The 26,735-nt window shown below is 61.6% G+C and carries 18 protein-coding genes; 11 read left to right on the forward strand and 7 right to left on the reverse strand.

Going from position 1 to position 26,735, the window contains the following annotated elements:
- Positions 1–13: 13 nt before the first annotated feature.
- The 5 genes from QQK18_RS12980 to QQK18_RS13000 all read right to left on the reverse strand — a co-directional run bounded on the left by QQK18_RS12980 (position 14) and on the right by QQK18_RS13000 (position 5,168).
- Complete coding sequence (locus QQK18_RS12980) at positions 14–1,078, reverse strand: sodium:calcium antiporter (RefSeq protein WP_284340757.1); 1,065 nt, start codon at positions 1,076–1,078, stop codon at positions 14–16.
- Positions 1,079–2,074 (reverse strand): cytochrome c oxidase subunit II, encoded by a 996-nt coding sequence (locus tag QQK18_RS12985; protein WP_284340758.1) that lies wholly within the window; start codon positions 2,072–2,074, stop codon positions 1,079–1,081.
- Positions 2,071–3,195, reverse strand: coding sequence for a c-type cytochrome (locus QQK18_RS12990; protein WP_284340759.1), 1,125 nt, complete (start codon positions 3,193–3,195; stop codon positions 2,071–2,073). Before QQK18_RS12990 ends, QQK18_RS12985 begins: the two co-directional genes overlap by 4 nt.
- On the reverse strand, positions 3,188–3,769 hold the full coding sequence (locus QQK18_RS12995; protein WP_284340760.1) for a cytochrome c oxidase assembly protein: 582 nt from the start codon (positions 3,767–3,769) through the stop codon (positions 3,188–3,190). The genes QQK18_RS12990 and QQK18_RS12995 overlap by 8 nt, the downstream gene beginning before the upstream one ends.
- 316 nt (positions 3,770–4,085) lie before the next feature.
- On the reverse strand, positions 4,086–5,168 hold the full coding sequence (locus QQK18_RS13000; RefSeq protein WP_284340761.1) for a DNA topoisomerase IB: 1,083 nt from the start codon (positions 5,166–5,168) through the stop codon (positions 4,086–4,088).
- 121 nt (positions 5,169–5,289) lie between these two features.
- On the opposite strand from QQK18_RS13000, the gene QQK18_RS13005 reads away from it, so the two are divergent.
- Together QQK18_RS13005 and QQK18_RS13010 are read left to right on the forward strand one after the other, a co-directional pair.
- The gene (locus QQK18_RS13005) at positions 5,290–5,646 is read left to right on the forward strand and encodes a hypothetical protein (RefSeq protein ID WP_284340762.1); all 357 of its coding nucleotides are present in this window, start codon (positions 5,290–5,292) and stop codon (positions 5,644–5,646) included.
- A gap of 81 nt (positions 5,647–5,727) precedes the next feature.
- Complete coding sequence (locus QQK18_RS13010) at positions 5,728–6,576, forward strand: glucose 1-dehydrogenase (RefSeq protein ID WP_284340763.1); 849 nt, start codon at positions 5,728–5,730, stop codon at positions 6,574–6,576.
- Between the two features lie 221 nt (positions 6,577–6,797).
- On the opposite strand, the gene QQK18_RS13015 is transcribed toward QQK18_RS13010, so the two are convergent.
- Complete coding sequence (locus tag QQK18_RS13015; RefSeq protein ID WP_284340764.1) at positions 6,798–9,020, reverse strand: putative bifunctional diguanylate cyclase/phosphodiesterase; 2,223 nt, start codon at positions 9,018–9,020, stop codon at positions 6,798–6,800.
- A gap of 348 nt (positions 9,021–9,368) precedes the next feature.
- Between QQK18_RS13015 and QQK18_RS13020 the strand changes: the two genes are divergently transcribed.
- Positions 9,369–11,027, forward strand: a complete 1,659-nt coding sequence (locus QQK18_RS13020) for a COG3904 family protein (protein ID WP_284340765.1) — start codon at positions 9,369–9,371, stop codon at positions 11,025–11,027.
- A gap of 385 nt (positions 11,028–11,412) precedes the next feature.
- Complete coding sequence (locus tag QQK18_RS13025) at positions 11,413–11,952, forward strand: GNAT family N-acetyltransferase (RefSeq protein ID WP_284340766.1); 540 nt, start codon at positions 11,413–11,415, stop codon at positions 11,950–11,952.
- A gap of 55 nt (positions 11,953–12,007) precedes the next feature.
- On the opposite strand, the gene QQK18_RS13030 is transcribed toward QQK18_RS13025, so the two are convergent.
- Entirely contained in the window at positions 12,008–12,556 is a 549-nt protein-coding gene (locus QQK18_RS13030; protein WP_284340767.1) for an SRPBCC family protein, read from the reverse strand.
- Between the two features lie 301 nt (positions 12,557–12,857).
- Here QQK18_RS13030 and brxF point away from each other — a divergent pair, with 301 nt between their 5' ends.
- Genes brxF through QQK18_RS13065 form a run of 7 tightly spaced genes read left to right on the forward strand, consistent with a single transcriptional unit; the run spans position 12,858 to position 26,735 of the window.
- The gene (brxF, locus tag QQK18_RS13035; protein ID WP_284340768.1) at positions 12,858–13,316 is read left to right on the forward strand and encodes a BREX-3 system P-loop-containing protein BrxF; all 459 of its coding nucleotides are present in this window, start codon (positions 12,858–12,860) and stop codon (positions 13,314–13,316) included.
- 14 nt (positions 13,317–13,330) lie between these two features.
- The gene (locus QQK18_RS13040) at positions 13,331–17,062 is read left to right on the forward strand and encodes a DUF6079 family protein (RefSeq protein ID WP_284340769.1); all 3,732 of its coding nucleotides are present in this window, start codon (positions 13,331–13,333) and stop codon (positions 17,060–17,062) included.
- A 5-nt stretch (positions 17,063–17,067) separates the two neighbouring features.
- Entirely contained in the window at positions 17,068–18,417 is a 1,350-nt protein-coding gene (locus QQK18_RS13045; RefSeq protein ID WP_284340770.1) for a hypothetical protein, read from the forward strand.
- A gap of 11 nt (positions 18,418–18,428) precedes the next feature.
- Positions 18,429–21,218, forward strand: a complete 2,790-nt coding sequence (locus QQK18_RS13050) for a DNA methyltransferase (RefSeq protein WP_284340771.1) — start codon at positions 18,429–18,431, stop codon at positions 21,216–21,218.
- Positions 21,215–24,028: a DEAD/DEAH box helicase gene (locus QQK18_RS13055; protein ID WP_284340772.1), complete on the forward strand. Its 2,814-nt coding sequence runs from the start codon at positions 21,215–21,217 to the stop codon at positions 24,026–24,028. The genes QQK18_RS13050 and QQK18_RS13055 overlap by 4 nt, the downstream gene beginning before the upstream one ends.
- On the forward strand, positions 24,025–26,022 hold the full coding sequence (pglZ, locus tag QQK18_RS13060) for a BREX-3 system phosphatase PglZ (RefSeq protein ID WP_284340773.1): 1,998 nt from the start codon (positions 24,025–24,027) through the stop codon (positions 26,020–26,022). Before QQK18_RS13055 ends, pglZ begins: the two co-directional genes overlap by 4 nt.
- Positions 26,019–26,735 (forward strand): hypothetical protein, encoded by a 717-nt coding sequence (locus tag QQK18_RS13065; RefSeq protein WP_284340774.1) that lies wholly within the window; start codon positions 26,019–26,021, stop codon positions 26,733–26,735. The genes pglZ and QQK18_RS13065 overlap by 4 nt, the downstream gene beginning before the upstream one ends.

Genomic DNA, 26,735 nt, shown 5'->3' on the forward strand with positions numbered 1-26,735 from the left:
GCTCATGCCGGCCTCACCGCAGGAAATAGAGAATGACGAGCGATACGGCGTAGACGAAAAGCACGGCGAGCGAGTCTATACCCATGCGCGTCACCGTCTTGTCGCGCCGCTCGGCCATGCCGATGATGAAGAGCGCCGTCAGCGCTATGCCGACCAGGGCGCCGAAGACGGCGAAGGTGTCGACCTGTCCGAGCACCGGGTCGCCGGGCGCAGCCGCATCGACGAGGAAGAGGAGGCCGACATTGATGAGGTTGGTGCCCAGGATATCGGAAATGGCGAGGGTATAGAGGCGACTCCTGGCTGCTGCGATCGTGCTGCTCAGTTCCGGCAGTGAAGTGGCGAAGGCGAGGAGCACGAAGCCGACATAGCTGCCGCCGAGCCCGGTCTGCTGCGCGAGGGCATCGCCGGTGCGTGAGAGCAGATATCCCGCGGCAAGGATCGCGATCGCCAGCCCAGCCGTCTTCCAGATCAGTTGGTTGAGGCCCTGGTCCTTGAGTTCCTTGTCCGCCTCCTCCTGAGCTTCGTCCTGCTGCACCTGCACACGGTCATCGATCTCGCCGTCGCGGGCGGCGAGCCACGCCCCGCGCCCGCGCGACTGCGCGAGGACCCAGACGCACCCCAGATAGCCAAAGAGGCTGAGCCAGGCCCAGGCGCCGATGCCGATGATGGGAAAATCGCCCACGACCATGCCGGCGGTGGCAATGGTCAGCAGCAGCACGTTGAGCGCCCCTTGCAGGATGACGGTCGCATCCGGAAGCTCGGACGTCAGTGCCTTGCGTCCGATAAGGAAATCGATGAGTGCCAGGATCGCCACCTGCACGGCGATCGACCCGAAGAGGTTGTTGACCGCAAGAGCGGCCGCTCCGCTGGCCGCCGACGTGACGGTAACGCCGATCTCGGGCAGGGAGGTGATTCCGGCCAGAAGGATCATGCCGATGACCGCATGTCCGATGCCGGTCTTTGAGCTGATGGCGTTGACATAGGAGGTCACGCGCGTGCCCGCGAGCCAGACGACCACCGCCGCTGCGGCAAAGATCGCGAGGTTGATGAAGAGATTGAACTCACTGAAGTCGAACATCTATTTCAGGCTCTCCAGATAGTTCGAGAGATCCTCGAGCTCGGCTTCGTCGAATATGGTGTAGGGCGGCATCTGGTTTTCAGGCTTGATGTGCTGGTTGTCGGTGATCCAGCGCGCGAACGCCTCTGCATCGTTGGGGAGCGTCGCGGCGGCAAGCGAGCGGCGGCTGCCGACATGCGTCAGGTCCGGGCCGATCCGGCCGTTGGCCCCGGCGCCGCGCACCGTGTGGCAGGCGCCGCACCCGGCTTGCCGGAATAGCTCGGCCCCGCGCGCTTCGCTCTCTCCTTGCGGCGCCGGCGCATCGGCGGCCTCATTGGCCATCCAGTCCGCAAAGTCCTCCGGCGGCTGCGCGACCACTTGGAACGACATGAAGGCATGGGCGCCGCCGCAGTACTCGGCGCACTGGCCGCGGCTGACGCCCGGTTCGGTTGCCGTCAGCGTCAGCCGGTTGATGCGGCCGGGGATCATGTCGAGCTTGCCGGCGAGCTGCGGTGCCCAGAAGCTGTGGATGACGTCGGCAGTCGTCAGCTCCAGCGTCACCGGTTCGCCAACGGGCAGATGAAGCTCGTTGGCGCTCTCGATCTGCGTCCCATCTTCACCGAGATAGGTCACGCGCCACCACCAGCGCTCGCCGCTGACCGCGATCCGCAGGCCGCCTTCCGCGTCCTCGCCGGCGGCGCCCGCGCGCATGACCAGAAAGCCGGCAACGAGCAAAATGCTCAGCGCTGCGACGGGGAAGGCGATACCGGCGCCGGCGATGAACCGCTCACCCGCCAGCACCCGCCGCACCCTCTGCCCGCCGAGCATGGCAACGCCAGTCGCAACGACGACGCCAATGAAGATCACGCTTCCAGCGATGGTCATGACCCAGAAGAGGGTCTCGATGCGCTCGGCCTCCGCGCCCCGCGGAAAGAAGGCTGACTGCTCTCCCGCGCAGCCGGCAAGCGCGAGCAGGCAAAGCGTGCCGGCCAATGAACGCAGGACTGGCGCGGTCACGGCTCGTCCTCCGCCACCGGCTGCGGCGCGGGGAGCGAAGCGAGATAGGTGCTGACCGCCTCGATCTGCTGCGGCGTCAGACGCCGGGCGATCGCCGCCATGATCGCCCCATAGCCAGTATCGTCGCGCAGCCCGTGCCGCCAGACCTGCAACTGGCCCATGAGATAGGCCGCCGACTGCCCCTCGAGACGAGGGAACTGGGCGTTGGCGCCCAGGTGGCAGGTGACGCAAGCCGGCACGTCCGCTTCCGGTATGCCGTGCAGCACTATGTTCTGACCCTCTTCGAACTCCTCGCCGCCGTCCGGCTCTGCAGTCTCGGGCGAACCGAGCGCGGCGTAATAGGTGGCAAGATCCTCGATTTCCGCGTCGCTCATCCCGTGGGCGATCGGGGCCATGAACCCACTCGCACGCGTCTCAGCCCGGTATTCCTCGAGCGCGCGTTTGAGATAATCGTGTGATTGTCCGCTGAGCCTGGGCACGAGTTCGTCGATCGGGCCGGACTGATCGTCGCCATGGCAGCGCGTGCAGGTTTCGATTCCGTCGGGCATCGTGCCCGGCTTGCTCAACGCCGGGCGGGAAAGGCCGGCGAGCATGTCGGTGTAGAACTCCGGGCCCTGCGCATTCAGCGCCTCAATGAATGCGATCAGCGCCCATACCTCGTCGCTGCGCTCTGGCGCCGGCCATGCCGGCATGCCGGAATATTTGAGGCCGTTGTGGACGATGGTGTAGAGCTCGGAGGCAGGATAGTTGCGGGCTGCGTCGGTGAGGTCCGGCGGCCGCGGCAGCATGCTCGTAAAGACCGGGTTGTTGGGTTCGCCCGGCGTGCCGTGGCAATCGGCGCAGCCGGTGAGGTAATGCTGCGCGCCGAGAGCCACGAGCCCGGCGTCGGAAAGGTCCGGCACATCGACGTCCTGCGCCGCGCCGGTGATCGACTGATCGCGCAGGATCGTGATGAGCCAGGTGGTGATCGTCAAATGATCGCGGTTGGCCGCGATGTTGTAGATCCCCGACCAGATGAAGATGGCCCCGCCGATGAGGAACGCTGCCAGCACCAGCAGCACCGCCAGGCCCAGCCGTTGCAGACGGGTGAGCGGGTGCACCTTGACGACTTTGTCATCCATCGGCAGCCGCCTCGCGCTCGAGCGAGAGGAACCAGCGCGCGGAAATGACGATGCCGGCCAGCACATAGGTCAACGGGCAGGCGGTCAGCATGATGAGGCCGGCAAGCTGCTGGTCGCCGAGCATGGTGGTCGCCGGACCGGCATGTCCCGTGTGTGCCGCTGCCATCGATGGAAAGAGATGCCGTGGGGCGAAGACGAGCAGTGCTCCGAGGAGGCAGAAGAGTTTCCCGGTGACGAGCAGGGCAAAGATCGCACGCCAGCGGCCGGAGGCAGGCGTCGATGCGATCGCCGCCCAGAACCACAACGCTGCCAGGGCCAGGCTGATATGCATGGCGGCCATTGCCGCCGGGTTCGACATGGCGAGCGCAAGGGCCGGCGGGCTGTGCCAGCCCCACAGGAGGCAGAGCTGGCAGAGCGTGGCGAGCGGCCAGCTCCTCCACAGGTGCACCGGCCCACGTAATGACAGGCCGAAGACGAGGAGCGGCACGGCAACGTTCATCACCGCCACATGCTGGAGCATGTGCGCGCTCAACGGGCCGATATCGGTATCCAGCCCCAAGCCCCCAAGCATCATCTGCCAGCTTCGGTTCGTCGCGCCATGGTGTTAGACGCGGAGAAGGGCGGGGAGGTTCCTTTTCGGCTCCGGTCTCCCGAGCGTCCGGTTCCTGCACCGCCACCTCAACAAACTCGGTGTCACCTCGACGCAGCTGCGTCGGGGCCCATCTTGAGATGCTGCCGCAGCCGCAAGGTGTATGAACGGGGTCCGGAAGAGCGCAGCCAACCGAGCTTTCCGTGCGTGTTGATGTGTTCGGGGCTGGGCCCCGACCTGCGTCGGGGTGTCACCCGGTGGGTGGGAGAAATGGTGGCCGGAGACCGGCATCACCTGAAGATCAATGCACCGCCTCGTGCAGCGCCAGCCACGCCCGGGCATGCGCTTCGCTGGCATCGAGCTCGCGCCTTCCGCCGCGCGGCTTTGTCTCCGCCAACTCCTGCGCCAGCGTGCCGCCCGACCAGGAGAGCATCACCTGCGGGTGGATATAGCACCGGCGGCAGACCGCGCGGGTGTTGCCGAGGCGGCTGGCGATTTCGTCGATGACGGCGTTTGCGGTGCGTGCCTGCGCAGTCTTGCTCTCGGGCAGCTCGGTTCTCGAGAAGAGCTCCAATGCCCGCACTGTTCCCGCCCAGGTGCGGAAGTCCTTGGAGCTGAAATTGTCTCCGGCAGCTTCCTGGATGTAGCCGTTGACCTCCTGCGAGGTGAGCGGGCGGCGTGACCCGTCTTCATCGAGATATTGGAAGAGGTGCTGGCCCGGCAGGTCCTGGACGCTGCGCACGATGCGCGCGATCCGCCGGTCGGTGAGGGCGAGGCGCCAGTGCTTGCCCGACTTACCGCGAAAATCGAACCGCAGCCTTGCCCCTTCGACCTCGACATGCCGGTCCCTGAGAGTGGTGAGGCCGAAGCTTCTGTTCTCGCGCGCATAGGCGCTGTTGCCCACCCGGATCAGCGTATTGTCGAGCAGCCACACGACCGACGCACAGACCTTGGGAAGCTCGAGGCCGCGCCGGCCAAGATCGGCCTCGACCGTGCGCCGCAGCTTCGGCAAGGTGCCGGCGAACGGCAGCATGTTGCCGTATTTGACCTCGTCGCGACATGTCGTCCACAGCGAATGGTAACGGTATTGCTTGCGCCCCTTCTGGTCGCGTCCGGTCGCCTGGATATGCCCATTCGCCTCGGGCGAGATCCACACATCCGTCCACGCCGGCGGGATGGCGAGCCCGCGGATGCGTGCCAGCACCGCCTCATCGCCCAGCCGTTCGCCGTCGGGCCCGACATAGGTGAACGCTCTGCCTCTCCGCTGGCGCCTTATGCCGGGCTCCTGGTCGGAAACGTGCACGAGCTGGGTGATTACCGTGCCGAGTTCATCCGACCGGCTGCGGTCGCGCAGCAATTCTTGCAGGGATCCGAAACGCGGCATGGCCATTCCTTGTCAGCACTGAGAAATGTGGTCGCACGCGTTGCGGTTCCTTTGTCCTGCCGTTTGCTCTCCGCAACTCAAACGCCGCGGCCGCATTGATCGATGGAGACGGAGGACTTTCATGCAGGATATGGCTGCACTTTCCTGGACGTGGATCGTGGTCGCGGGGACAGTGGTGCTTGGCGCGGTGCTCGCCTGGGCCATGTATCGCAATTCCAAGGTCACTCCCCGGCAGGACGCCGAGGCCGAGGCCGGCGCGCGGCGCATCTACAAGAGCGGCCGTGAGTACGGCCCAGGCCGGCACGTGCTGACGACGCCGGTCGGCATCGCCCTCGTGCTTGTCGTCCTGGTCGGGATCGGCGCGCTGATCCTCAGCCTCTGGGAAGCGGGGCCGGCCGAAGTGGAGGAGGGCACGCCCTCGACCGAAACGCCTGCAGTCGAATCTCCGGGGGCGATCGAAGCTCCGGGCGGCGGCTAACCTTTCTTGCCTTTCGGCTGGCAAGGGAACGCTGCGGCCCGGCCGCGATTGTCTTGCTGGATCGATAGTGGAGATGAGACGATGCCAGACGCCATGCCCGGCCAGCACCAGGACGTTCAGCCCGGCCGCCAACATGCCATGTACCCCGAACCCGACTGCGCGCCGCTCTACCCCGGCAGCGGCAGGCTCGAAGGCAAGGTCGCCATCATCACCGGCGGCGATTCCGGTATAGGGCGCGCCGTTGCGCTGCTCTTTGCCCGCGAGGGCGCCAAGCTCGCCATCGGCTATCTCGAAGAGGACAGGGACGCTGAGGAAACGCTGCGTCTGATCGAGGAAGAAGGGGGCGACGCGATCCTCGTCAAGGGGGACATCGGCGACCGCTCGTTCTGTAAGTCCTTCGTCAACCGCACGCTTGAGAAGTTCGGAAAGCTCGACATCCTCGTCAACAACGCCGCCGAGCAGCATGTGCGCGAGGAGCTCGACGAGGTGAGCGAGGAAGATATGACCCGGGTCTTCAAGACCAACATCTTCGGTTATTTCTTCATGGTCCAGGCCGCGCTCGACCACCTGCAGGAGGGTGCCCGCATCATCAATACCTCCTCGATCGTGGCTTACCGCGGCCAGGCGCAGCTGATGGATTATTCCATGACCAAGGGCGCGATCGTGGCGCTGACGCGTTCGCTGTCCTCACGGCTCGCCGACAAGAAGATCCTGGTCAACACCGTCGCCCCCGGGCCTATCTGGACGCCGCTGATCCCGGCAAGCTTCCCCGAGGACAAGGTGGCCGAGTTCGGCACCTCGGTGCCGCTCAAGCGCCCCGGCCAGCCCAATGAAGTCGCGCCGGCCTACCTCTTCCTCGCCTGCGAGGACAGCCGCTACATGACCGGCCAGACCATACATGTGGACGGTGGTGATTTCCCCAGCAGTTGAGGTGGGTTAGGGGATGTCATCCGCGCCGGGAGAAGGCCCCCTCACCCTGCCCTCTCCCCGAAGGGCGAGGGGACCCTGTGGCTGTGCACGATCAAAGCAGGGGCACCGTGTTCACCTCGCCCCTCCGGGGAGAGGTCGACGGCGAAGCCGGCGGGTGAGGGGGCCTTCCCATCTCCGCGTGTAAAACCTGTGCGTGAGGATGCAGGGTGCCCCCCGCACACCTACCCAGCCCGCTCCTCGAACCGCTCCGCGCTCCCCGTTAGCACCCGCGAGAACTCCACCTCGCTCACCGGCTTGGACAGCAGATAACCCTGCAGTTCATGGCAGCCGATGGCGGTCAGGTGGTCGCGCTGAGCGGTCGTTTCGACGCCCTCGGCTGTGATCTGGAGCTTGAGCGCACGGGCCAGCGCCACGATTGCACGCACGATCGCGTCGCAATCCGGGGAGATGCCCAGCTGCGAGATGAATGAGCGGTCGATTTTGAGCTTGTCGACCGCATAGGTGCGCAAATAGCTCATCGAGGAATAGCCGGTGCCGAAATCATCGAGCGCAATGCTGATCCCCATGTCCCGCAGGGCCTTGAGCGACGCCTTGGTGGTGCCGCTATGGTCGAGCAGCACGCTCTCGGTGATCTCGATCTGCAGGCGTTCCGGCGGGAGCCTCGTCTCCTTGAGGATCTCCGCGACACGCTCTGCCAGCCGCTCGTTACGGAACTGGACTGGCGACACATTGACCGCGACCCACGGCACGTTGCAGCGCACCGCGAATTCGCACGCCTCCCTCAGCACCCACTCGCCCAGCGGCTCGATCAGCGCCCGTTCCTCGGCGACGCTGATGGACACCTCCGGCGGCAGGCGGCCATGGACGGGATGGTCCCACCTTACCAGCGCCTCCGCGCCGAGCACGGTGTTGGAATCGGCGGCAAACAGCGGCTGGTAGACGAGGCTCAGCTGCGTGCCGGCTTCGAGAGCCTCGCGCAGCTCCCGCTCGATCAGCCGGCGCTGCTTGACCAGGTCGTCCATGTCCCCGGTGAACATCTCGTAGCGGTTCCGGCCGCGGCCTTTCGCCTGGTAGAGGGCGATATCGGCCTTGCGCAAGAGTTCGTCACGCGCGCCAGTCGGATGGGTCGAGAGCACGATGCCGATGCTGGCGCTGACATGCGCGCGTTCACCGGAAAGGTCGAAGGGCTCGCGCATCACATCCAGCAGCCGGGCTGCCAGCTCCTCGGCTTCCGGGTCTCCGGCGATATCCGTCTGGATGACGGCAAGTTCGTCGCCCCCGAGCCTCGCGACCGTATCTTCCCGGCGCACCACGCTTTCGAGGCGCCCCGCCACCTGCCGTATCAACTCGTCGCCCGCCGCATGTCCGAGGGTGTCGTTGACGTTCTTGAAGCGGTCGATATCGATGGCATGGAGCGCCACCATCGCGTTGGGTCGCCGTGCGGTCAGCAGGGCGCGATCGAGCCGGTCCTCGAAGAGTGCCCGGTTGGGCAGGCCCGTCAGCGTATCGTGGAAGGCGAGGTAATGCGCCTGCGCTTCGCTGGCTTCGAGCTCCGTTGAAGAGCGGCGCAGCCGCGCCAGCAGCCAGGCGAGGAGCGCGAGACCCGCGAGGATGGCGCCCGCCGCGCCCGGCGCCATATCCTTGACCACTTGCAGGCCGGGCCGGTCGCCCTCCCAGGTCACATAGGCCAGAGGCGAGCCGGCGGCATCAACGATCGGCACCGCCAGCTGCTCCGGATCGAGCTGCTGGGGCGTGACGATCTCGACGCCGCTGATGTGGTATTGCACCGCGATCTCCGCTTCGATCGCCTCGTCCAGCCGCTGCACCGCCACGTGCAGGAATTCCGCGCCCGGCGCCTGCATCAGGTTCTCCGTGCTCGGCACGATCGGCTTGACGCTGACGATTGCCGGCGTCCCGCCGAGCATCACCATGTCCTCGACCCCGATGTCGACGATCGCTTCGGTTGAATCCTCCAGGCCCTCCGAGGCCGCGTCGAGCTCCTGGCGCAGCTGCGCGACAAGCGGCGCTATTGCCGCAGCTTCCGCCTGGTAGGCGGCCGGCTGCAACGTCTCGAGCTGCTGCATGGCGTGGATCGGCTCGTCTCGGGGCGTGAGCACATAGTTGCTGTCGTGCCCGAAATACTCGCCCATCCACAGGCCCAGGTTCTCTTCCATCCACGCCTGGTCGCCCATCCGCACGCGCACCACCGCCTCGTCCCAGATGACGGCGCTTTCCTGCTCGACCGGCAGGCGCTCGTAGACCGCCGCTATACCGCTGGCGACGAAATCCGCCTGCCGCTGGATCGCCTCGTCATCGACGGCTATCACCGCCCACATGCCAAAGCCGAGTAGCAGAGCGAGCGCCGCGGCCACCGTTCCGGTGGCAACCAGGCTGGCTCTCGCCGTAATTGCGGGAGATCGAGGATGAGCGATTTTGATGTTCATGACCGGCCCTGAAGTACAGGCCGACCATGAGGCATGAATCTAAAGCTTTTCTTCCTTGAACCTGAGGAAATTGCAGGAGTGTCAGCGCCGCACCGCGGCCCGAATTAACCAGCAGTTAACGCTGCGCTTGGCAAACCGCGCGACGCTCCATAGTTTTCCACCCGGTATTGGGGAGTTGGCATGCAGAATTGAAGGGCGGTTCTTCTCGGCTGCCTCTGCGGTTTGCATGCTCACCGGCTTATTGTTTTCCGCTTTTTCTCGCCCGCACTTACGCGGAATGAGCGCCGTTCGGTACGGTGAAAGACAGTCAGCTCCGTTCCACCAGCCTGCCGCGAATGGAGCCAAGCGATGGAAACACTCGATCAACGCCCGACCGATGCGCCCGCAGCCGAGCCGAAGGCCTGGCCGCGAGGCAAGAATGAGATCCGGCAGCCGCGCTTGCTGCCGGAGGTGACGGGCGCCAACATCATCACCCGCTACTGGCAGGGCGGCTATTCGCTTGGCGTCTCCTACTGGGTCTTCGGCGTGCTGGCGAACGTCGCGGCAGGCTTGCTTGCGTTCACCCTCAGCGCCGCGCTTTCCCCCGAGAAGGGCTACGAGCCGGGCGTGCTCTTTGCGTTCTTCGTCGCCTTCTGGATCGGCCTGACGGTGCTGGTCATCTGGGAGTTCGTCGGCTTGTGGCGCTCGGCGAGACGCCATGCCGACCGGCGGATCAAGCTGGGCAAGACATCCATCTGGGCAGGCCTTGCGCAGCTCACCGTTGTGCTCGGCGCCCTGCAGTTCGCCGCCGCACTGGCCACCAACGCGGCCCCGCAGGTCCGCGAGCTCCACGCCATGGCCTTCCTCGGTGATCCGGACATTCCCGCCAACTCGCTGCGGCTGCTGCGCGGCGCCACCGAGCTCGACCTCACCGGCGGCATCAAATACGGCCTCGCCACCGACCTCGAGCGCGTGCTCGATGCCGCGCCGACCGTGCGCACCATCCACCTGACCAGCGGCGGCGGCCGCATCGGCGAGGCCGAGAAGGTCGCCGACCTCATCCGCGCCCGCGGGCTCGACACCTATGTGCCGAGCACGTGCGCGTCAGCCTGCACGCTGATCTTCCTCGCCGGCAAGACACGTACGCTCTTCGATGGTGCTCGTCTGGGCTTCCACTCGACGGATTTCCCGGGGACGAGCCCGGAAGACGCGGCACTGGCAGACCGCGACTATGTGGATCAGTTGATTGCCGCCGGCGTCGAGCCGGGCTTCGCCAATCGTACGATCGCCTATCCGCCCACAGATATGTGGTACCCGCCCGGCGACACGCTGCTCGCCGCCAATGTCGTCAGCCGCCTGGACGACGGGACAACCTACGCCATTTCCGGTTTCGGGACCGACCCGGACGAGGCTGACATCGCGGCCAGCTTTGCCAGCATCGGCGTTTACAGCGCCCTCGAGGCGTTCGATCCGCAAGCTGCCGCAGAGGTCTACGCTGTGTTCACGCGGGCCTACGAGAACGGCAACACCTATGTCGAGATGATCACCGAGGCCCAGGCGGTCATGACCGCGGCAGCCCTCAGGAGTTATCCTCTCGCCGACGATGACGTGCTGGTGCAGCTCAACGTCCTGCTGGCCGACCAGCACCAGTGGCTCTCTCAGCAGGATACGGCAATGTGCTACGCCTATTCGTACGGTGGAGGTTCGCCTGTCGAGATCGCCGGCAGAATGTCCCCGCAGTTGCGCGAACGCCAACTTCTCCTCAACGAGCAGTCGTTTCGCACCGCTTCGCCAAGAGAGCCGGTCAACCAGAGTGCGGTCGACGCCTTGTGGGCGAAGATCTCGGGTTACATGGCGACCACGCTGGCTCCCGCCGAATACGAGACGTTCACTTCCGGCCTGCCGGCGACGACACCTCAGCAGCAGGCAGACTATTGCCATGCCGCGATAAGCATGTTCCGCCTGATCTCCACCCTGCCGCAGCACGAAGCCGCCCTGTTGATGCGCGACCTCCTCCGCGCGCTTTGAGACTTGGGGGCGCCGAACGGACAAGCGGCTCCGTCAATTCTCGCCCATTTGTGCAGGGGTTGCCGCGCAGCGAGTCGGGTGGGGGGTCGTCTTGCCCCCACCCAACCTCCGGACGAGAGCACCGACACCGTCCCACCCACCGGGTGTCATCCCAGCGAAAGCTGGGACCCAGCCCTGAACACATCACCGGGCACGGAAAGAGCAGTTAGCCACGTCTCCCGCAGCGTTGGCTGGTGCGACAGCCGGTCCGGGTTCGGAGTGTGGGAGGCAGACGAGAACCCCAACGGGGTACCTCTATTTCCACCAAAATGGGTTGGGTGACCGGGAGCCATTCGTACTCGAGCAAGCTATACTGGTTGAGCTGGCTCGAGTTGGGGGACTAATCATGACGTCTACGCAACCAACCGGTTCCGCCGGCGCGCCGGCATACGTCATTTCGGTCGCCACGGCCGAGGACATCCCTGACATCCTCGCTCTGCAGGCACGTAATCAGATCTCGAGGGGCGGAGCGCTGTCGATCGAATTCCCGGCCGAGTGGTTCGAGCGGGCGGTGAAGGACATGCCTGTCGTCATCGGGCGGCGCGAAGGACAGCTCGCCGGCTTTCTCGTCTCCAGCTCGCAAGAAGCAACCCGGCACCTGGCACTTTCGCAGGCCAAATACCGCGCCTATCCCGCGGGTAAGGAGGCGTACAATTCAGGCCCGTTGTGTATCGCTGCAAGCGAGCGCGGGCGCGGGCTGGCATGGAAGCTGTTCGAAGCGCAGCGATCACTCTTGCCCGGCCGCGAGGGCGTTGCGTTCATTCGACGAGACAATGCCGTGTCGAGAGCGGTTCATGCCAAATACGGATTTCAGGAGGTTGCGGCGTTCTCCCATGCCGGGGTGGAATACCTGGTCGTGTCGTACTCCGCCGTGGACGCGAGCTAGATCAGCGTCAGAACGATTGCCTCTCCCGCCACGAAGATGCCCCCGTTCGCCCGGGCTATTCGCCGATCACCTGCTCCTCGATCCCCTCGGGATAGCGATCGAGGGTGAGGTTGAGGCGGATGCCGTGTTCGAGGAACGCCTTCATGCCGGCGAGCAGCAGGGTGAAGCCTTGCGTGGAATCGGCCACGTACCGCACCAGCTTGTCGGCGTCGTCCTCCCAGCCCGCTTCCGTTACGCGCACGAACGTCGTGCCATCAGGGATCGCCTCAAACGTCCATTCGACCTGCGTCAGGCCGGCATAGCCCGGCCATTCGATGAGGACGTGCCTGTTGCGCTCGACGGCAATGGCAACGACATTGTTGACGACATCGTGGCTCTCCCACACCCACTGCACCTGGGCGCCAGTCTCCAGCCGTCCGCTCCCCTTGCTGAACCAGAAGTTGGAGGTGATCGCAGGATCGACGATTGCCTCGAAGACGTCCTCGGCTGGCTTTCGGATCAACATGTCGGTCTTGGCGATTGGAGCGTGCGTCAGCATCATGTTGGCGATGGAAGTGTTCCTCTTCATCTGCCCTGACGACACGCCTCTCGACTCGCCTGCCATTTAGAATCTTCTGCCGCAATGCACCCCCGATGAGTATGGGTGGGTTAACTCCGTGTCGATCACGTGCAGCACGTTTGCGGTGCATGTGCTAAGGACATGCTGTCTATCTGTATCTCCTTGCCGCTACCTAAACGGTTAAATGGGTGGGAAACCGAGTGCCTTATCGGATGCGCCATTTGATCTGCTAAACACGATGAGTTTGGTTTTCGTGGTATCCACGAGAGTAACTGCGTATGTGTTGCCGCCAAGTAGGGCGTTAGGTTGCGTATCGACGTGCATGACTTAAGACTTTGGGGGCTGAATGATCGACAAGCTCGATCGACTCGTCGAGGATATTTCGGGCCTGAACAGCAAGCTGGTACTTCTGATCGGCCCACCCAGATCTGGAAAGAGTCATCTACTCACGCAGCTGGCCGCGCGCCGGAAGGTGCGTGTGCTGAGTGTCGGTACGACCCTCGGTCGTGAATTGCTGACAGTGCCGAGCACGAGAAGACATTTACAGGCGGCCGACCTGCTGAAGGGCCAAGTGGATGCCTTTGCTCGCGATGGCCTTTCGCTCATGGATAACATCGAGCTTCTGTTCGATCGCACGTTGCAGCTCAACCCGCTTGACTTATTGAAGCGACATGCTCACGCGCGTCGCGTCATTGCGGTGTGGCCAGGGGGCCTTCGGGAAAACCGGCTTTCCTACGCTACAACAGGTCATCCAGAATGCAAGGACTACGGCCTCGACGGCCTGGTCCCGTTCGAAATTCATTGAAGGGGGAACACGGGATGCCGATGCGTTATGGCGATCTCATTCAATTTGAGCCGATCGAGTCTGTCATTCAGCTTTTGGACGCCAATCGCCCGGACGAAGCCAAGAAGCTGGTATCGACCTACGTCATTTCGGACGACATGGCCGAACGGATCGCCAAGCAGATGATCCCTCAGCTCTCGTTCGACGAGGCGGTTGACCACAAGGGCGTGCTGGTCGTCGGCAATTACGGAACCGGTAAGTCGCACCTGATGTCGGTGCTCTCGCTGGTTGCTGAAGATGCCGAATATGTCTCGATGATCCGTCACCCCAAGGTGGCCGAGGCCGCGGGCGCCATCGCGGGAAACTTCAAGGTTCACCGGATCGAGATTTCCAGCCAGATGTCCTTGCGGGACATCATCACTCAACAGCTTGAGGTATTCCTCGACAAGCACGGCGTCAGCTATTCCTTCCCTCCACCTGACAGGGTCATCAACAACAAGGCCGCCTTCGAGGAGATGATGGCGGCGTTCGCCGAGGTCCATCCGAACCATGGCGTCCTGCTCGTAGTCGACGAGTTTCTCGAGTACCTGAGATCGCGGAAGGATCACGATCTGGTCCTCGACCTGTCGTTCTTGCGTGAGATCGGCGAGGTCACGAAGCATCTCCGCTTTCGGTTCGTCGCGGGCGTTCAGGAAGCGATCTTCGACAGCAGCCGCTTCCAGCATGTCGCCGACAGCCTTCGTCGTGTGAAGGATCGCTTCACGCAGATCCTCCTCGCCCGCCAGGACGTCAGTTTCGTCGTGGCCGAACGCCTCCTGAAGAAGACGGCGGATCAGCAGAACAAGATCCGCGCTTACCTGACGCCGTTCGCCAAATTCTATGGCTCGATGAACGAACGCATGGACGAGTACGTCCGGCTGTTCCCGGTGCACCCTGATTACATCGGGACCTTCGAGCGGCTGGTGTTCACCGAGAAGCGCGGCGCACTGGTGACCCTCCGGGATCAGATCCAGGCTATTCTCAGCGAAGAGGTGCCCGACGATCGGCCGGGACTGATCGGCTACGACAAGTTCTGGGAGACGGTCACGTCGAACTCCGTGCTGCGCGCGGATCCGAACATCGGGCCTGTGCTTAAAGTATCCGAAGTCCTGTCAGAGCGCGTAAGGAAGGCTTTCACCCGCCCGGCATATAGGCCGATGGCGCTCCGCATCATCGACGGACTTTCGGTTCATCGCCTGACGACGGGCGGCGACATTTATATTCCCGTGGGACCAACGGCTGAGGAACTCCGCGACACGCTTTGCCTGTTTCAACCGGGCATCGAAGACATGGGCGGAGAGCCGGAAGCCGACCTGCTTTCCCTCGTACAGACGGTCTTGCGGGAGACGCTGAAGACCGTCAACGGTCAGTTCATCTCGAAAGCGCCGGACACCGAACAATACTACCTCGATCTGAAAAAGGACGTCGATTACGACGCTCAGGTCGAAAAGCGCTCTGAAGCCCTTTCCGATGATGCGCTCGATCGCGCCTACTACAGCGCCATCCGCCAGCTGATGGAGCGCACGGACGAAACCACCTACGTCACCGGCCACCAAATCTGGCAGTACCAGATCGAATGGCAGGACCGACGTGTTGAGCGCAACGGCTATCTCTTCTTCGGTGCGCCGAACGATCGGCCGACGGCTCAGCCCGAACGGGACTTCTACATCTATTTCATCCAGCCGTTCGAGCCGCCGCGGTTCCGTGACGACCACAAGGCCGACGAGGTCTTCTTCCGGCTCAAGGGTCTCGATGAGGCGATCAAGCGTCATCTCTCCTTCTATGCTGCCGCTCAAGATCTCGCGTCGACCGCCAGTGGTGGTGCGAAGTCCATCTACCTCGACAAGGCCAAAGACGCCCTGCGCGACATGAGCAAGTGGCTGCAGGAAAAGCAGATGACGGCCTACGAGGTCACCTATCAGGGCAAGAGCAGGACCTTGCAGGAGTGGACCAAGGGCGTCTCGTTGCGCGACAAGGCCCGCCTTGGCCCGGAAGAGCGGATTAACTTCCGCGACGCAGTCAACGTCATCTCCGGTCTCGCGCTGAACAACCAGTTTGCCGAGGTGGCCCCTGAATATCCGATGTTCTCCGCGCTCGTCACCGAGGCGAACCGGAAGCAGCTTGTCGGCAACGCCCTGCGCGCGCTCGCAGGCGGAAACCGGACCAAGGACGCCGTGGTCATCCTCGACGGCCTGGAGATGCTGGACGGCGATCGCATCGACCCCACACGGTCTCGCTATGCGCAGGACGTCTTGGCTCGGCTGAAGGCAAAAGGCCATGGCCAGGTGCTGAACCGCGGCGAGCTGGTCAGCGGAGATGCCGATGTCGAGTATTTCGCGCCGATCAAGTTCCGCCTGGAGCCCGACCTGCTGGTCACCGTTCTGGGCGGGCTGGTGTATGCCGGCGACATCGTCCTGGCGATCACCGGCGACAAGATTGATTCTGGCAAGATCACACTCCTCGCGGAAAGGCCGCTCGACGAGCTGAAGCAGTTCAAGCACGTCGAGGCGCCGAAGGAGATCAACGTCGCCGTCCTCCGCTCACTGTTCGAAATGTTGGGCTTGCCGCCCGGGCTCGCTCAGCAGGCAACACAGGGCTCGGACGAGCCGGTCAAGCTGCTCCAGGAGGAGGTCGGGAAACTGACACGGCGCGTGCTCAGCGCCGCCACGGACATGTCTGGCCGGCTGAGCTTCTGGGGTCAGCCGCTACTGCGGGAAGAAGAGATCCGCGAATGGCGCACCAAGCTCGATGCGCTCAAGGCCTTCTCAGAAAGCCTGGCGCCCTACAACACAGTCGGGAAGCTCAAGAACCTTCGCATCGGCTCTGACGATATCGCGGCTCAGAAAAAGAACCTTGAGGTTCTGCAGGCTGTCGAGGGGATTCTGGAGCTGGTCGCCGAGCTCGGCACCACGGCAAGCTATCTGTCGCAGGCCGAAATGGTTCTGCCGGCAGAGCATGCATGGGTTCGCCAAGCGCAGGATACCCGTAAGCAGGTCCTCGACAAGCTTGCGGCAGATAGGACCGCGCAGCATTCGGCCGAGTACCGGCAGACGCTGGCCAAGCTGAAGAAGGATTACATCACGGCCTACGTCGGGCTGCACAGCAAGGCGCGCCTCGGAGTTACGGAAGAGAAGACGAAATCAGCGTTGCGCAAGGATCCGCGGCTGATCGCCATGCGGGCCCTGGCTGGCATCTCCTTGATGCCGACCAGCCAGCTGACGAGCTTTGAGGAGAAGCTGGACAAGCTGAAGAGCTGCGCATCGCTCGTCGAATCTGATTTTTCGGCCGGCCCCGTGTGCCCGCACTGCGGCTTCCGGCCGGCGAACGAGCAAGGGGACATGCTTCCGGCTGCGAACGTCCTGAAGCAACTCGACGACGAACTCGACCGGCTGATCGACGGCTGGACGCAGACCCTGCTCGACAACCTCGACGACCCGATCATCCAGGAGAACTTCGATCTCCTGAAGCCTGCGGCCCGCAGCCTCGTCGATGGCTTCATCTCCTCCAAGAGCCTGCCTGATCCGGTGACGCCTGAGTTTGTCGCGGCCGTTCAGGAGGCGCTGTCTGGGCTTGAAAAGATCAACGTCAGCAGCTCGGAAATCAGACAGGCACTCCTGCAAGGCGGTTCCCCGGCAACACCCGAGGACCTGCGCAGGCGCTTCGAGTCCTTCCTAAATGACCGCTGCAAGGGCAAGGACACCACCAAGCTGCGCTTCATAGTGGAGTGATGTCCATGTCCATCCAAGCTGTCACGGACATTGATGTTCTCGCGCTAGCGGTTCGGGACCGGGAGTCACGCCGACTGGTCGAGGAAGCGATTACTGCATATCGCGGAGGAGCTCTCCGTTCCGCAATCATGTCTGTCTGGATCGCAGTCGTGCACGATGTGTTCTCCAAGGCTCGGGAACTGGCTAGTCAGGGAGACGCAGCTTCCATTGCGTTCATTGGGAAGCTCGACAATGCGATCGAGCACAAGAACATCGTGCAGATGCAGGCACTGGAGCGTGAGCTACTCGATACGGCCAAGGACGATCTGCAGCTCGTCACACCCCATGAGTTTGAAACGCTCCGGCGGATCCAAGAAGACCGCCACCTTTGTGCGCACCCGGCATTCATCACCGAGGATGAGCTATTTCAACCGTCTCCTGACCTCGTCAGATCGCATCTTGTTCACGCTCTGCAGTGCATGCTGGTTCACGCGCCGCTTCAAGGAAAGAGCGCACTCAACCGCTTTAAGGCGGACGTCCTCAGTCCGTCGTTTCCGTCGACCGAGGACGGCATCAGGACCTTCGTATCAGCCAAATACCTGAACCGCTCCAAAGATGCCTTGGTGGCGAACCTTATCAAGGTTCTGCTCAAGGCGCCGTTCCTCGAAGGTGAAGAAGAACTGCTCAGAAAGAAGCGCCAACTTGCATGGACTCTTAGCGAGGTTGCAGCAAAGAAGACGCGGATTTTTGAAAAGATCGCCCGGCCGTTCGTCGGCCAGTTCTTTGACGGCGTAGGTGACGGTCGGCTTCTGAACATCTGCACTTTCATCGGTGCCGAGCCACAGCTTTGGGGCTGGCTAACCGATCCCGTCAAGCTGCGTCTTGTACGCCTCATCGAGGAGTGTTCGATCGAGGACTTGAAGGAGCATCTGGTCTTCGATGCGTTCGCGATTCCTGAGTTGGCCGACACGCTGTTGGCAAAGTTCACGAGCTTTGCGGCGCCCGAACGCATACAGCTCTTGTCCGACAATCCCTGCCGGGAGTTCGTGCCTTTCGGTATCGACATCTACGCGACCGCCGGCAGCTATCGCGATGCGGAGAGGCTTGGACAGACGGTCGTGATCCCTCTCGCTCCGCATTTTGGGCCGGATGACATCGGCCGTTTGCTCGATGCGGTGCTAGGCAACAGCCAGATTTCGTACGCTTCAGGGACGGCGGATGTCCTGCTGGAGGTCTTCAAGCTGACCTCAGCGGCCCTGCCGGCATCGCGAGACCATTGGCAGCGCTTTGTCGACGAGATGACCGCTCAGCATGGCGGCAAGACCGACACTCCGTACTCCTATCCCAGCATTCGCGCGAAGCTAGATGCCGCGTAAAGGTGACACCAATGAATGACCTTCTGAACCAAAAATCCGGGACGAACCAGCCAGGCGAAGTAGAATGCCTCGGCATGACCTTCCCGAGTGAGGACGCGCGGCGCGAGCACTTCCTGAAGCTGCTGGCCGATAAGCTGAAGGATCCGGTGTTCCGGAACCAGGAGGGCTTTCCGCAGGGAACGGATGAAGCGATCCTGGCCATGTCAGATCCGCCCTACTACACGGCGTGTCCGAATCCTTGGCTCGGTGATTTCGCGGGCTTGGCCAACAAAAGCCAAGACGACAGCGCCCACTATAAATCCGAGCCCTTCGTAGCAGATGTTAGCGAAGGTAAGAACGACCCAATTTACAATGCGCATGGCTATCACACAAAAGCGCCGCATCGCGCAATAATGCGGTATATTTTGCACTTTACTCAGCCTGGTGATGTTGTGCTCGATGGCTTCTGCGGCACAGGCATGACCGGAATAGCTGCTCAACTATGCGCTGACAGACGAACTGTCACATCGCTTGGGTACCGCGTCGATGCGCAAGGGAATATTCTCGAACAGGTTCTCGAGAACGGCACCAGTGCATGGAAACCATTCTCAACGCTTGGAAAGAGGAGGGCAATTCTCAACGATCTCTCTCCAGCGGCAAGCTTCATCGCGCACAATTACAACACATATGTCGATTTCCAAACCTTCAGCTTAGAAGCCAACGAAATACTGTCAGAGGTAGAAGAAGACTGTGGCTGGATGTATGAGACGCTGCATTCTGATGGACGCTCAACAGGCAAAATAAACTTCACCGTATGGTCAGATGTTTTTCACTGCCCTGAATGCGCCGAGGAGATTGTCTTCTGGCGGGACGCGGTGGACAAAGACGCCGGGAAAGCTTTGGAGAAGTTTCCTTGTCCGGGCTGCTCGGCGGAACTCTCTAAGCGCAATCTTGATCGGAGCTATTCAACGCGCCTAGACGGCCTTCTTGGAGAGAGAATCACTCAGGCGAGACAAGTTCCAGTACTAATTAACTATAGCGTGAACGGAAAGAGATACGAGAAAAGTCCCGATGCAGCTGATCTAGAAAAGATCGAAACGATCTCGAATATGGAACTTCCTGCTTGGGCGCCATCATTTAGAATGATGGAAGGGAGTGAAACACGTCGCAACGACCCGATCGGTGTCACCCACACGCACCATTTCTACACGCAAAGAAACCTCTATGTTCTCTCCCTGCTCAAAAAGAAGATATTTGAAAAAGACCGCCGATTTGGCTTCTGGTTTACGTCCGCTCTAAATTGGGTGGGAAAAGAAAATCGCCTTCACCTTGGAAACTATTTTGGCGGCGGCGGCGGTGTCATCACCAGCCTTCGCGGGACTTGGTATATCTCTTCTTTGTCAGTCGAGACATCGGTTCTCGAACGTTTCGCTCTTAGAACAAGAGCCATGAAGGTGCGATCTGACTTCGGAATTGGTGACACGATTACGAGTTGCGGAAGCTTTAGTAAGGTCGATTTGCCATCGGCGTCGGTCGATTACATCTTTGTGGATCCGCCATTTGGCGGAAACCTGATGTATGCCCAGCTTAATTTTCTCCAAGAAGCGTGGCTAGGTGTTACGACCAATCACGAGCTTGAAGCCGTTGAGGATAGAAAAGGCGGAAAGACTCTCGATCACTATCGTCAGATCATGACTCGATCATTTAAAGAAGCTCATCGAGTATTAAAGCCGGGAAGGTGGATCACTGTCGAGTTTTCCAACACTCAGGCCGCCGTGTGGAACGCCATTCAAATTGCCATGCAAGAAGCCGGATTCGTTGTTGCGAATGTATCCGCGCTCGACAAGGGAAAAGGAAGCTTCAAGGCAGTAAACACCACAACCGCGGTTAAGCAGGATCTAGTCATTTCGGCATATAAACCTGACGGAGCTCTAGAGAGTAGACTATGCACGAATGGTGGCTCCGAGGCTTCGGTGTGGGATTTCGTCGAGACGCATCTTGGTCAGCTACCAATATTCAAGTCGCGTTCTGGTGTGCTTGATTTCATTATCGAGCGTGACCCTCGGATTCTATTCGATCGCACTGTGGCTTGGTTCGTCCGACACAATGTGCCGGTACCTTTGTCGAGCCAGGAATTTCAGGAGGGTTTGCGGCAGCGCTTTGTTGAACGTGATGGTATGATCTTCCTTTCACATCAAGTCTCTGAATATGATCGCAAGAGAGCGATTGCTTCGATCGCACCTCAAATGGAGCTTTTCGTTTCTGATGAAAGATCAGCGATAGACTGGCTCACGGACTTTCTGAAGAAGCGGCCATCCACTTATCAGGAGTTACAACCCGAGTTTTTCGGCCAGCTTGGCGCCGGCTGGCGCAAGCACGAGGCGCGGCCAGAGCTCAGGAGTCTGCTTGAGGACAACTTTCTAGAGTATTCTGGCGACGGCGATGTGCCCAGCCAGATCCACAGCTACCTATCGACGAACTTCAAGGATCTGCGCGGTCTGGAGAAGGATGACCTACCACTGAAGGCTAAGGCGACGGACCGCTGGTACGTCCCCGACCCGAGCAAGGCGAAGGACCTGGAGCAGAAGCGCGAGCGGTCGCTCCTCAAGGAGTTCGAGGGCTACAAGTCCGTCCCCGGCCGCCGGCTTAAGGAGTTCCGGCTCGAGGTGCTGCGTGCTGGATTTAAGACCGCGTGGGCTGCGAAAGACTACAAGACCATCATCGGCATCGCCCAGAAGATCCCCGAGGAGGCGCTGCAGGAGGATGAGAAGCTGCTGCTCTGGTACGACCAGGCGCTCACCCGCATGGAGGCTGATGCGTGACGCATGCGGACGACGGACATGGCATCGGCGCGTGGTGCTGGCATGAGAAGCATGCCGTATCCTGCCGTGTCGTTGACCGGGAGGAGATCTGGGGCGAGACCGCCTATCGGGTCTGGCTGCCCAGCAAAGACGCCGTCGTCCGCGCCCGCTCGGGCGATCTGAGTCCGCTCGACGCGGTCCAGCCGACAGTCGATCAGATCCTGCACACCGCTGCGGCTGGCAAGCTTCTGGACGCGCTGGAGGACAACCTCCTGCTGGCGCCGATCCAGTCCAGTGTCGTGCCGCTGCCCCACCAACTCTACACGCTCAACCGCGCTATGAGCCGGGACCGGATCCGATACCTGCTTGCGGACGAAGTTGGTCTCGGCAAGACGATCGAAGCCGGACTGATCCTGCGCGAGCTCAAGCTGCGCGGCATGGCCAAGCGGATTCTCGTGGTGGCGCCGAAGGGGCTGGTCCGGCAATGGCAGGCCGAGATGCGGTTGCATTTCGGCGAGAACTTCCAGTTCATCGAACCCGCCGAACTCTCGGCCTTCCGCCAATGGCGAAGCGACGAGGAAAACCTCTGGCGGCTGCATGATCAGGTGATCTGCTCGCTGGACTCAGTGAAGCCGCTCGAAGGCCGCCGCGGCTGGAGCCTTGAGCAGCTCAGCACCTACAACCGGGAGCGTTTCGAGGACCTGATTTCGGCATCCTGGGATCTTGTCATTATCGACGAAGCCCACCGCATGGGGGGCAGCACGGATCAGGTCGCGCGGTACAAACTGGGTGCCGCGCTAGCGGAAGCGGCGCCGTACCTGCTTCTGCTGTCCGCAACCCCGCACCAGGGCAAAACAGACCAGTTCCATCGGCTGATGCAGCTGCTCGACAGGGACTCGTTCCCGGACGAGAGCAGCGTATCCAGCGAGCGGGTACGCCCCTTCGTCGTGCGCACGGAGAAGCGCGTCGCGATCGATGCGGAGGGCAAGCCGCTCTTCAAACCGCGCATGACCCGCCTCCATCCGGTGGCATGGCAGGACCGCCACGCGAGCCAGCAGAAGCTCTACGAGGCCGTCACCGACTATGTCCGCCACGGCTACAACCAGGCGATGGCCGCGAAGCAGCGGCACATTGGATTCCTGATGATCCTGATGCAACGGCTCGTGACATCCAGCACTGCCGCCATTCGGGCGACCCTCGAAAAACGCCAAGCCTTGCTGGACCAGCCGCAGCTTCAGCCATCCTTGTTCGAGACAGCCGACGTTGACGAATGGGCTGAACTGGACGGGCAGACCCAGGTGGACCTCGCGATCCAGACCAAGGGCTGGGAGATGGAGAAAGCCGAAGTCGACACACTGCTCGACCTGGTTCGCGCTACGGAGGCACAGGGAAGGGACGCCAAGGCCGAGGCGCTCCTGGAGCTGATCTACAAGCTTCAGCAGGAGGAGAATGATCCTGAGCTGAAGGTGTTGGTCTTCACCGAGTTCGTGCCTACGCAGACAATGCTTGCGGATTTCCTTGAAAGCCGCGGCTTTTCTGTCGCCACATTGAACGGGAGCATGGATCTCGAAGCTCGCACTCGGGCGCAGCAATCATTCTCCCGAGATATCCGCATTCTGATCTCGACGGACGCTGGTGGCGAGGGTCTGAACCTCCAATTCTGCCACGTCATCGTGAACTTCGATATGCCCTGGAACCCTATGCGAGTCGAACAGCGCATCGGCCGCGTCGACCGTATCGGGCAGCCGCACGTCGTGCGCGCGATCAACTTCGTCCTAGAGGACACGGTCGAGCATCGCGTGCGCGAGGTTCTGGAGACGAAGCTCGCGGTCATCGCCGAAGAGTTCGGCGTGGACAAAGCCGCTGACGTGATGGACTCGGTCGAAGCAGAGCCGCTGTTCGATGAGCTTTTCGTCCAAGGGCTTCAGAACCCAGACGCCATCGAAAGCGAATGCGACGCGGTTGTGTCGCAGCTTAGGTCGACCATCGCCGAAAGCCGCAAGAGCAGCGAGCTCTTGTCGGATGGGCACCAGCTTGATGCGGACGATGCCCGCAAATGGAGGGACCACCCAGCGCAGTTCTGGCTGGAGCAGGCGATCACGACCGGACTACCCGCGCGCGGCGGGAATGCCGTCAAGGAAGCCGATGTTTGGCGGGTGCGTTGGGTAGACGGCAGCGAGTCGGCCAAGGTCTGCTTCGACGCGCGGACGGCCGAGGAGCGGCCCGACGTCGAATGGGTGACGCTTGAAGATCCTCGCGCTCGGGCAGTGATCAGCGATCTGCCGCGCTGCGTTTCTGGTCAACCGCTTCCTACCGTTCGGATTGCCGGTCTTCCGGAGAGCGTCCGGGGCGTATGGTCGCTGTGGGAGATCAGCCTGTCCGCCGATGATTTCAGCCGACGGCGCTTCCTTTCCGTCTTCGTGAACGACGAAGGGCGAACCTTCCTGCCTACAGCGAAGCGGATCTGGGATCTTCTTCTGACGGAACGGGTCGAGAGTGTCGGAGCCGTCGCCGCCGCAGATGCAAACGGCTCCTTTGACCGTTCAAAGAATGCCGCTCTCACCCAAGGCGAACGCATTTTTACGGATATGGTGGAGGAGCACAGGGCCCGTATCCAGGAAGAGCGCGAACGCGCCAAGTACGCCTACGATGCGCGGCATCAGGCCATTGGCCGGGTCGGGCTCCAGACAGTCCGGGACTACCGTCGCAAGCGTCTGCGTGCCGACTATGACGCCCGCATGGCGCAGCTGGATGCCGCCGAGGCATACACGCCCGATCTGAACGCCGTTCTCCTGTTGCGTGTCGGCGAACCGGGAACGGCTGCATCATGAGCGCCTGGACCGATCGCATCCTGCAGGAGTTTCCTGCCGATCTTTCCCGCTTCTGGATTGCCTGCGACCCGGATGATCTCCTGTTGGATGAGCGCATCTTGCACGGTCTTCGGGAACGAGGTTTCGAAGTACTGCCGTTCGAAGACTCCGTTGCCTTTAGAACAGAATACGAAGAGCGCTACCGGGCGGCTTGGGATCGCGGCGAGGAAGGAGCGTCGAAGGCGCTCGTTCTTCAACTGCGCGGGAACGATCTCAACGTGCTGCCATGGGACTACGTCCGCATGGGACGCAAAGTCGGCCTCAGTTTGGCGGAGCTCTTTCCGAGGCTGAGTTATGGCGTGGTCCGGCAGATCGACACTGAGCACCATGAAGCGTTGTTCCTGGCACACAACAAGCATGCAACGCAGGACCTCGGCGAAGGCGCCACCAAGGACTTCATACTCACGCATATATTCCGCATCAGCCCTTACCTGATCAGCGGTCCTGAGGACTTTTGGCCTGAAGTTCTGCAGCTACACTATCGGGGAACCGAATTGCCCCCTCTGCTCGCGAACCATGTTTCGACAGTATTGAAGGAAACGCCCTTAGGTGAACTCCCCATCGCAAAGCTGCTCTCGTCCAAGAGCTACGCGGTCCGTACCGTGCAGGACGCTTGGGGAGGCTTCCTGCTGCAGTACGGAATCCAGAGCGATGGTTCGTCGGACGATGGGCCGGCGGGGGAGCTCCGAGAAGCTACGGTGCCGTTCGAACATCCAGACGTCAGGGTAATCGTAGACACCATGTTTTTTGAAGGGGCACTTCAGCCCATCGAAACAAAAGGTTCTCGAGCTGATTTGCCGGACTGGATCAAGGTAGGTCTTGCTGACGACCCCAATGCAATGGCTAACCTCGTCTCCGAAGGCGTGAAGAGAATCGCCACCGAGCTGCCCGCCATCGATTCACCGCACCGCGAGTGGGTTGAACTAGCTCGTGGCTTGGGGGAGGTCGTTTCAAGGTTCAACAATCTCAAGGCAGATATGGCGGGACCAATGCAGCAGCAAGTTCGGGAATTGCAGCTCGATGCAGACGAGCGTTTGAAGGACTGGCTCTTGCAGCACTTCGCAGACCTTCCGTCTCTTCCAGCTGCGAAAGGCCCCGTGATGGTCCATCATGTGCCTCGGTACCTTGCATTACGCCGGAGCGCCGGCGAGGATCGGATTGCGCTCCTCGTATTTGACGGTTTGGCCATGGATCAATGGCCCCAAATTCGACAGCATTTGGCGGGGCGGGTGCCAGGCTTTACAGTGGATGAAGGCGGTTGCTTCGCATGGCTGCCCACACTGACCTCGGTTTCGCGACAGGCGTTGTTTTCTGGACTCAAACCCCGCGATTTCCATACTTCGATCGAAACGACCGCCCAAGAGCCAGCCTTGTGGTCGCGCTTTTGGCAGGAGAACGGACTTGGCAAGCACCAGATCGTCTATAGGAAAGGCTTGAAGCGCGCAGAGCAACTGACCGAGCTCGATGAAGCCGTTTCGAAGCCCGCTACGAAGGTCGTCGGACTAGTGATCGACATGGTCGACGAGATCGTCCATGGAGCGATGTTGGGAAAGCGGGGCATTGCCGGACAAATCGACGCGTGGTGCGAGTCGGGATTTGTCGAAAAGCTGGTGCTGCTCTTAGCCGAGCACGGTTACCACATTTATCTCACTGCGGACCATGGTAACGTCGATGCGGAAGGCATCGGCCGGCTAAGCCAGGGCGTCATATCCGAGCTAAGGGGCGAACGTGTCCGAACTTATCGCAGCGAGGCCTTAGCAGCATCTGTGCCGGCAGATATCGACGCCTTCCGCTTCGATAGTCCCGGGTTGCCGGATGACTTCTTGCCGCTATACGCACACATTCGGGGTGCATTTGTGCCGAAGGGAGAGCAAATCGTGGCGCACGGCGGAATATCGGTGGAGGAGGTCATCGTTCCGTTCGTAAAGATGCACCTTCCGAGAACGACCCCATGAACTCACTATCTCCGCAAATCGGGTTCGACCGCTTCATTAAACTGGAATGGGCGGATGCTGCGCTACGTGTGAGGGCGGGCGTCTCCACTCTCGATGATCTCGTGGAGCTTTTGGATTCGTCACACACCGGCGCGGCCGCCAAAAAGAAGACGAGAACGGTTCTCAACCGCCTCTGGCTGGAGCCTCGCCCCGATCTGGCTGAGTTCGCCGATCGCGGTGTCCAGATTTATTGCGATATACCGCATACGTCAGTACCCGCCCTGACCTGGGGCATGGCCATCTCCGTGTATCCCTTCTTTGGAAAAGTGGCGGAGATTGTGGGACGGCTGACAGCTCTACACGGCGATTGCTCGTCCGCCGAGGTCCATCGGCGAATGGCCGAGGTTTACGGCGAACGGGAGGGCACGCGCCGTATGACGAACATGATTCTGCAGTCTCAGGCCAGCTGGGGCGCGATTGAACGGATCGACAAGGGTAGAATGATTGTGCGCAAGAAGGCGATCGACCTTGAAGGTTCGCCCATCGCCACTTGGCTCGCTGAAGCATGCTTGCGATACAGCGGCCGTTCACTTCCGGTTGCAGGCATTGAGTCCAACTCCAGCATATTTCCCTTCAAGCTAGGAGGCTCGACCTCATACTTGGTCTCCAAATCCCGAGCCTTGGAGGTTAGGGTAGATAGCTCAGGCAATCAGGTAGTGGGCCTAGGAATCTAA

It is taken from the genome of Devosia nitrariae, from assembly GCF_030160115.1.
In the GTDB taxonomy this organism is placed as follows: domain Bacteria; phylum Pseudomonadota; class Alphaproteobacteria; order Rhizobiales; family Devosiaceae; genus Devosia; species Devosia nitrariae.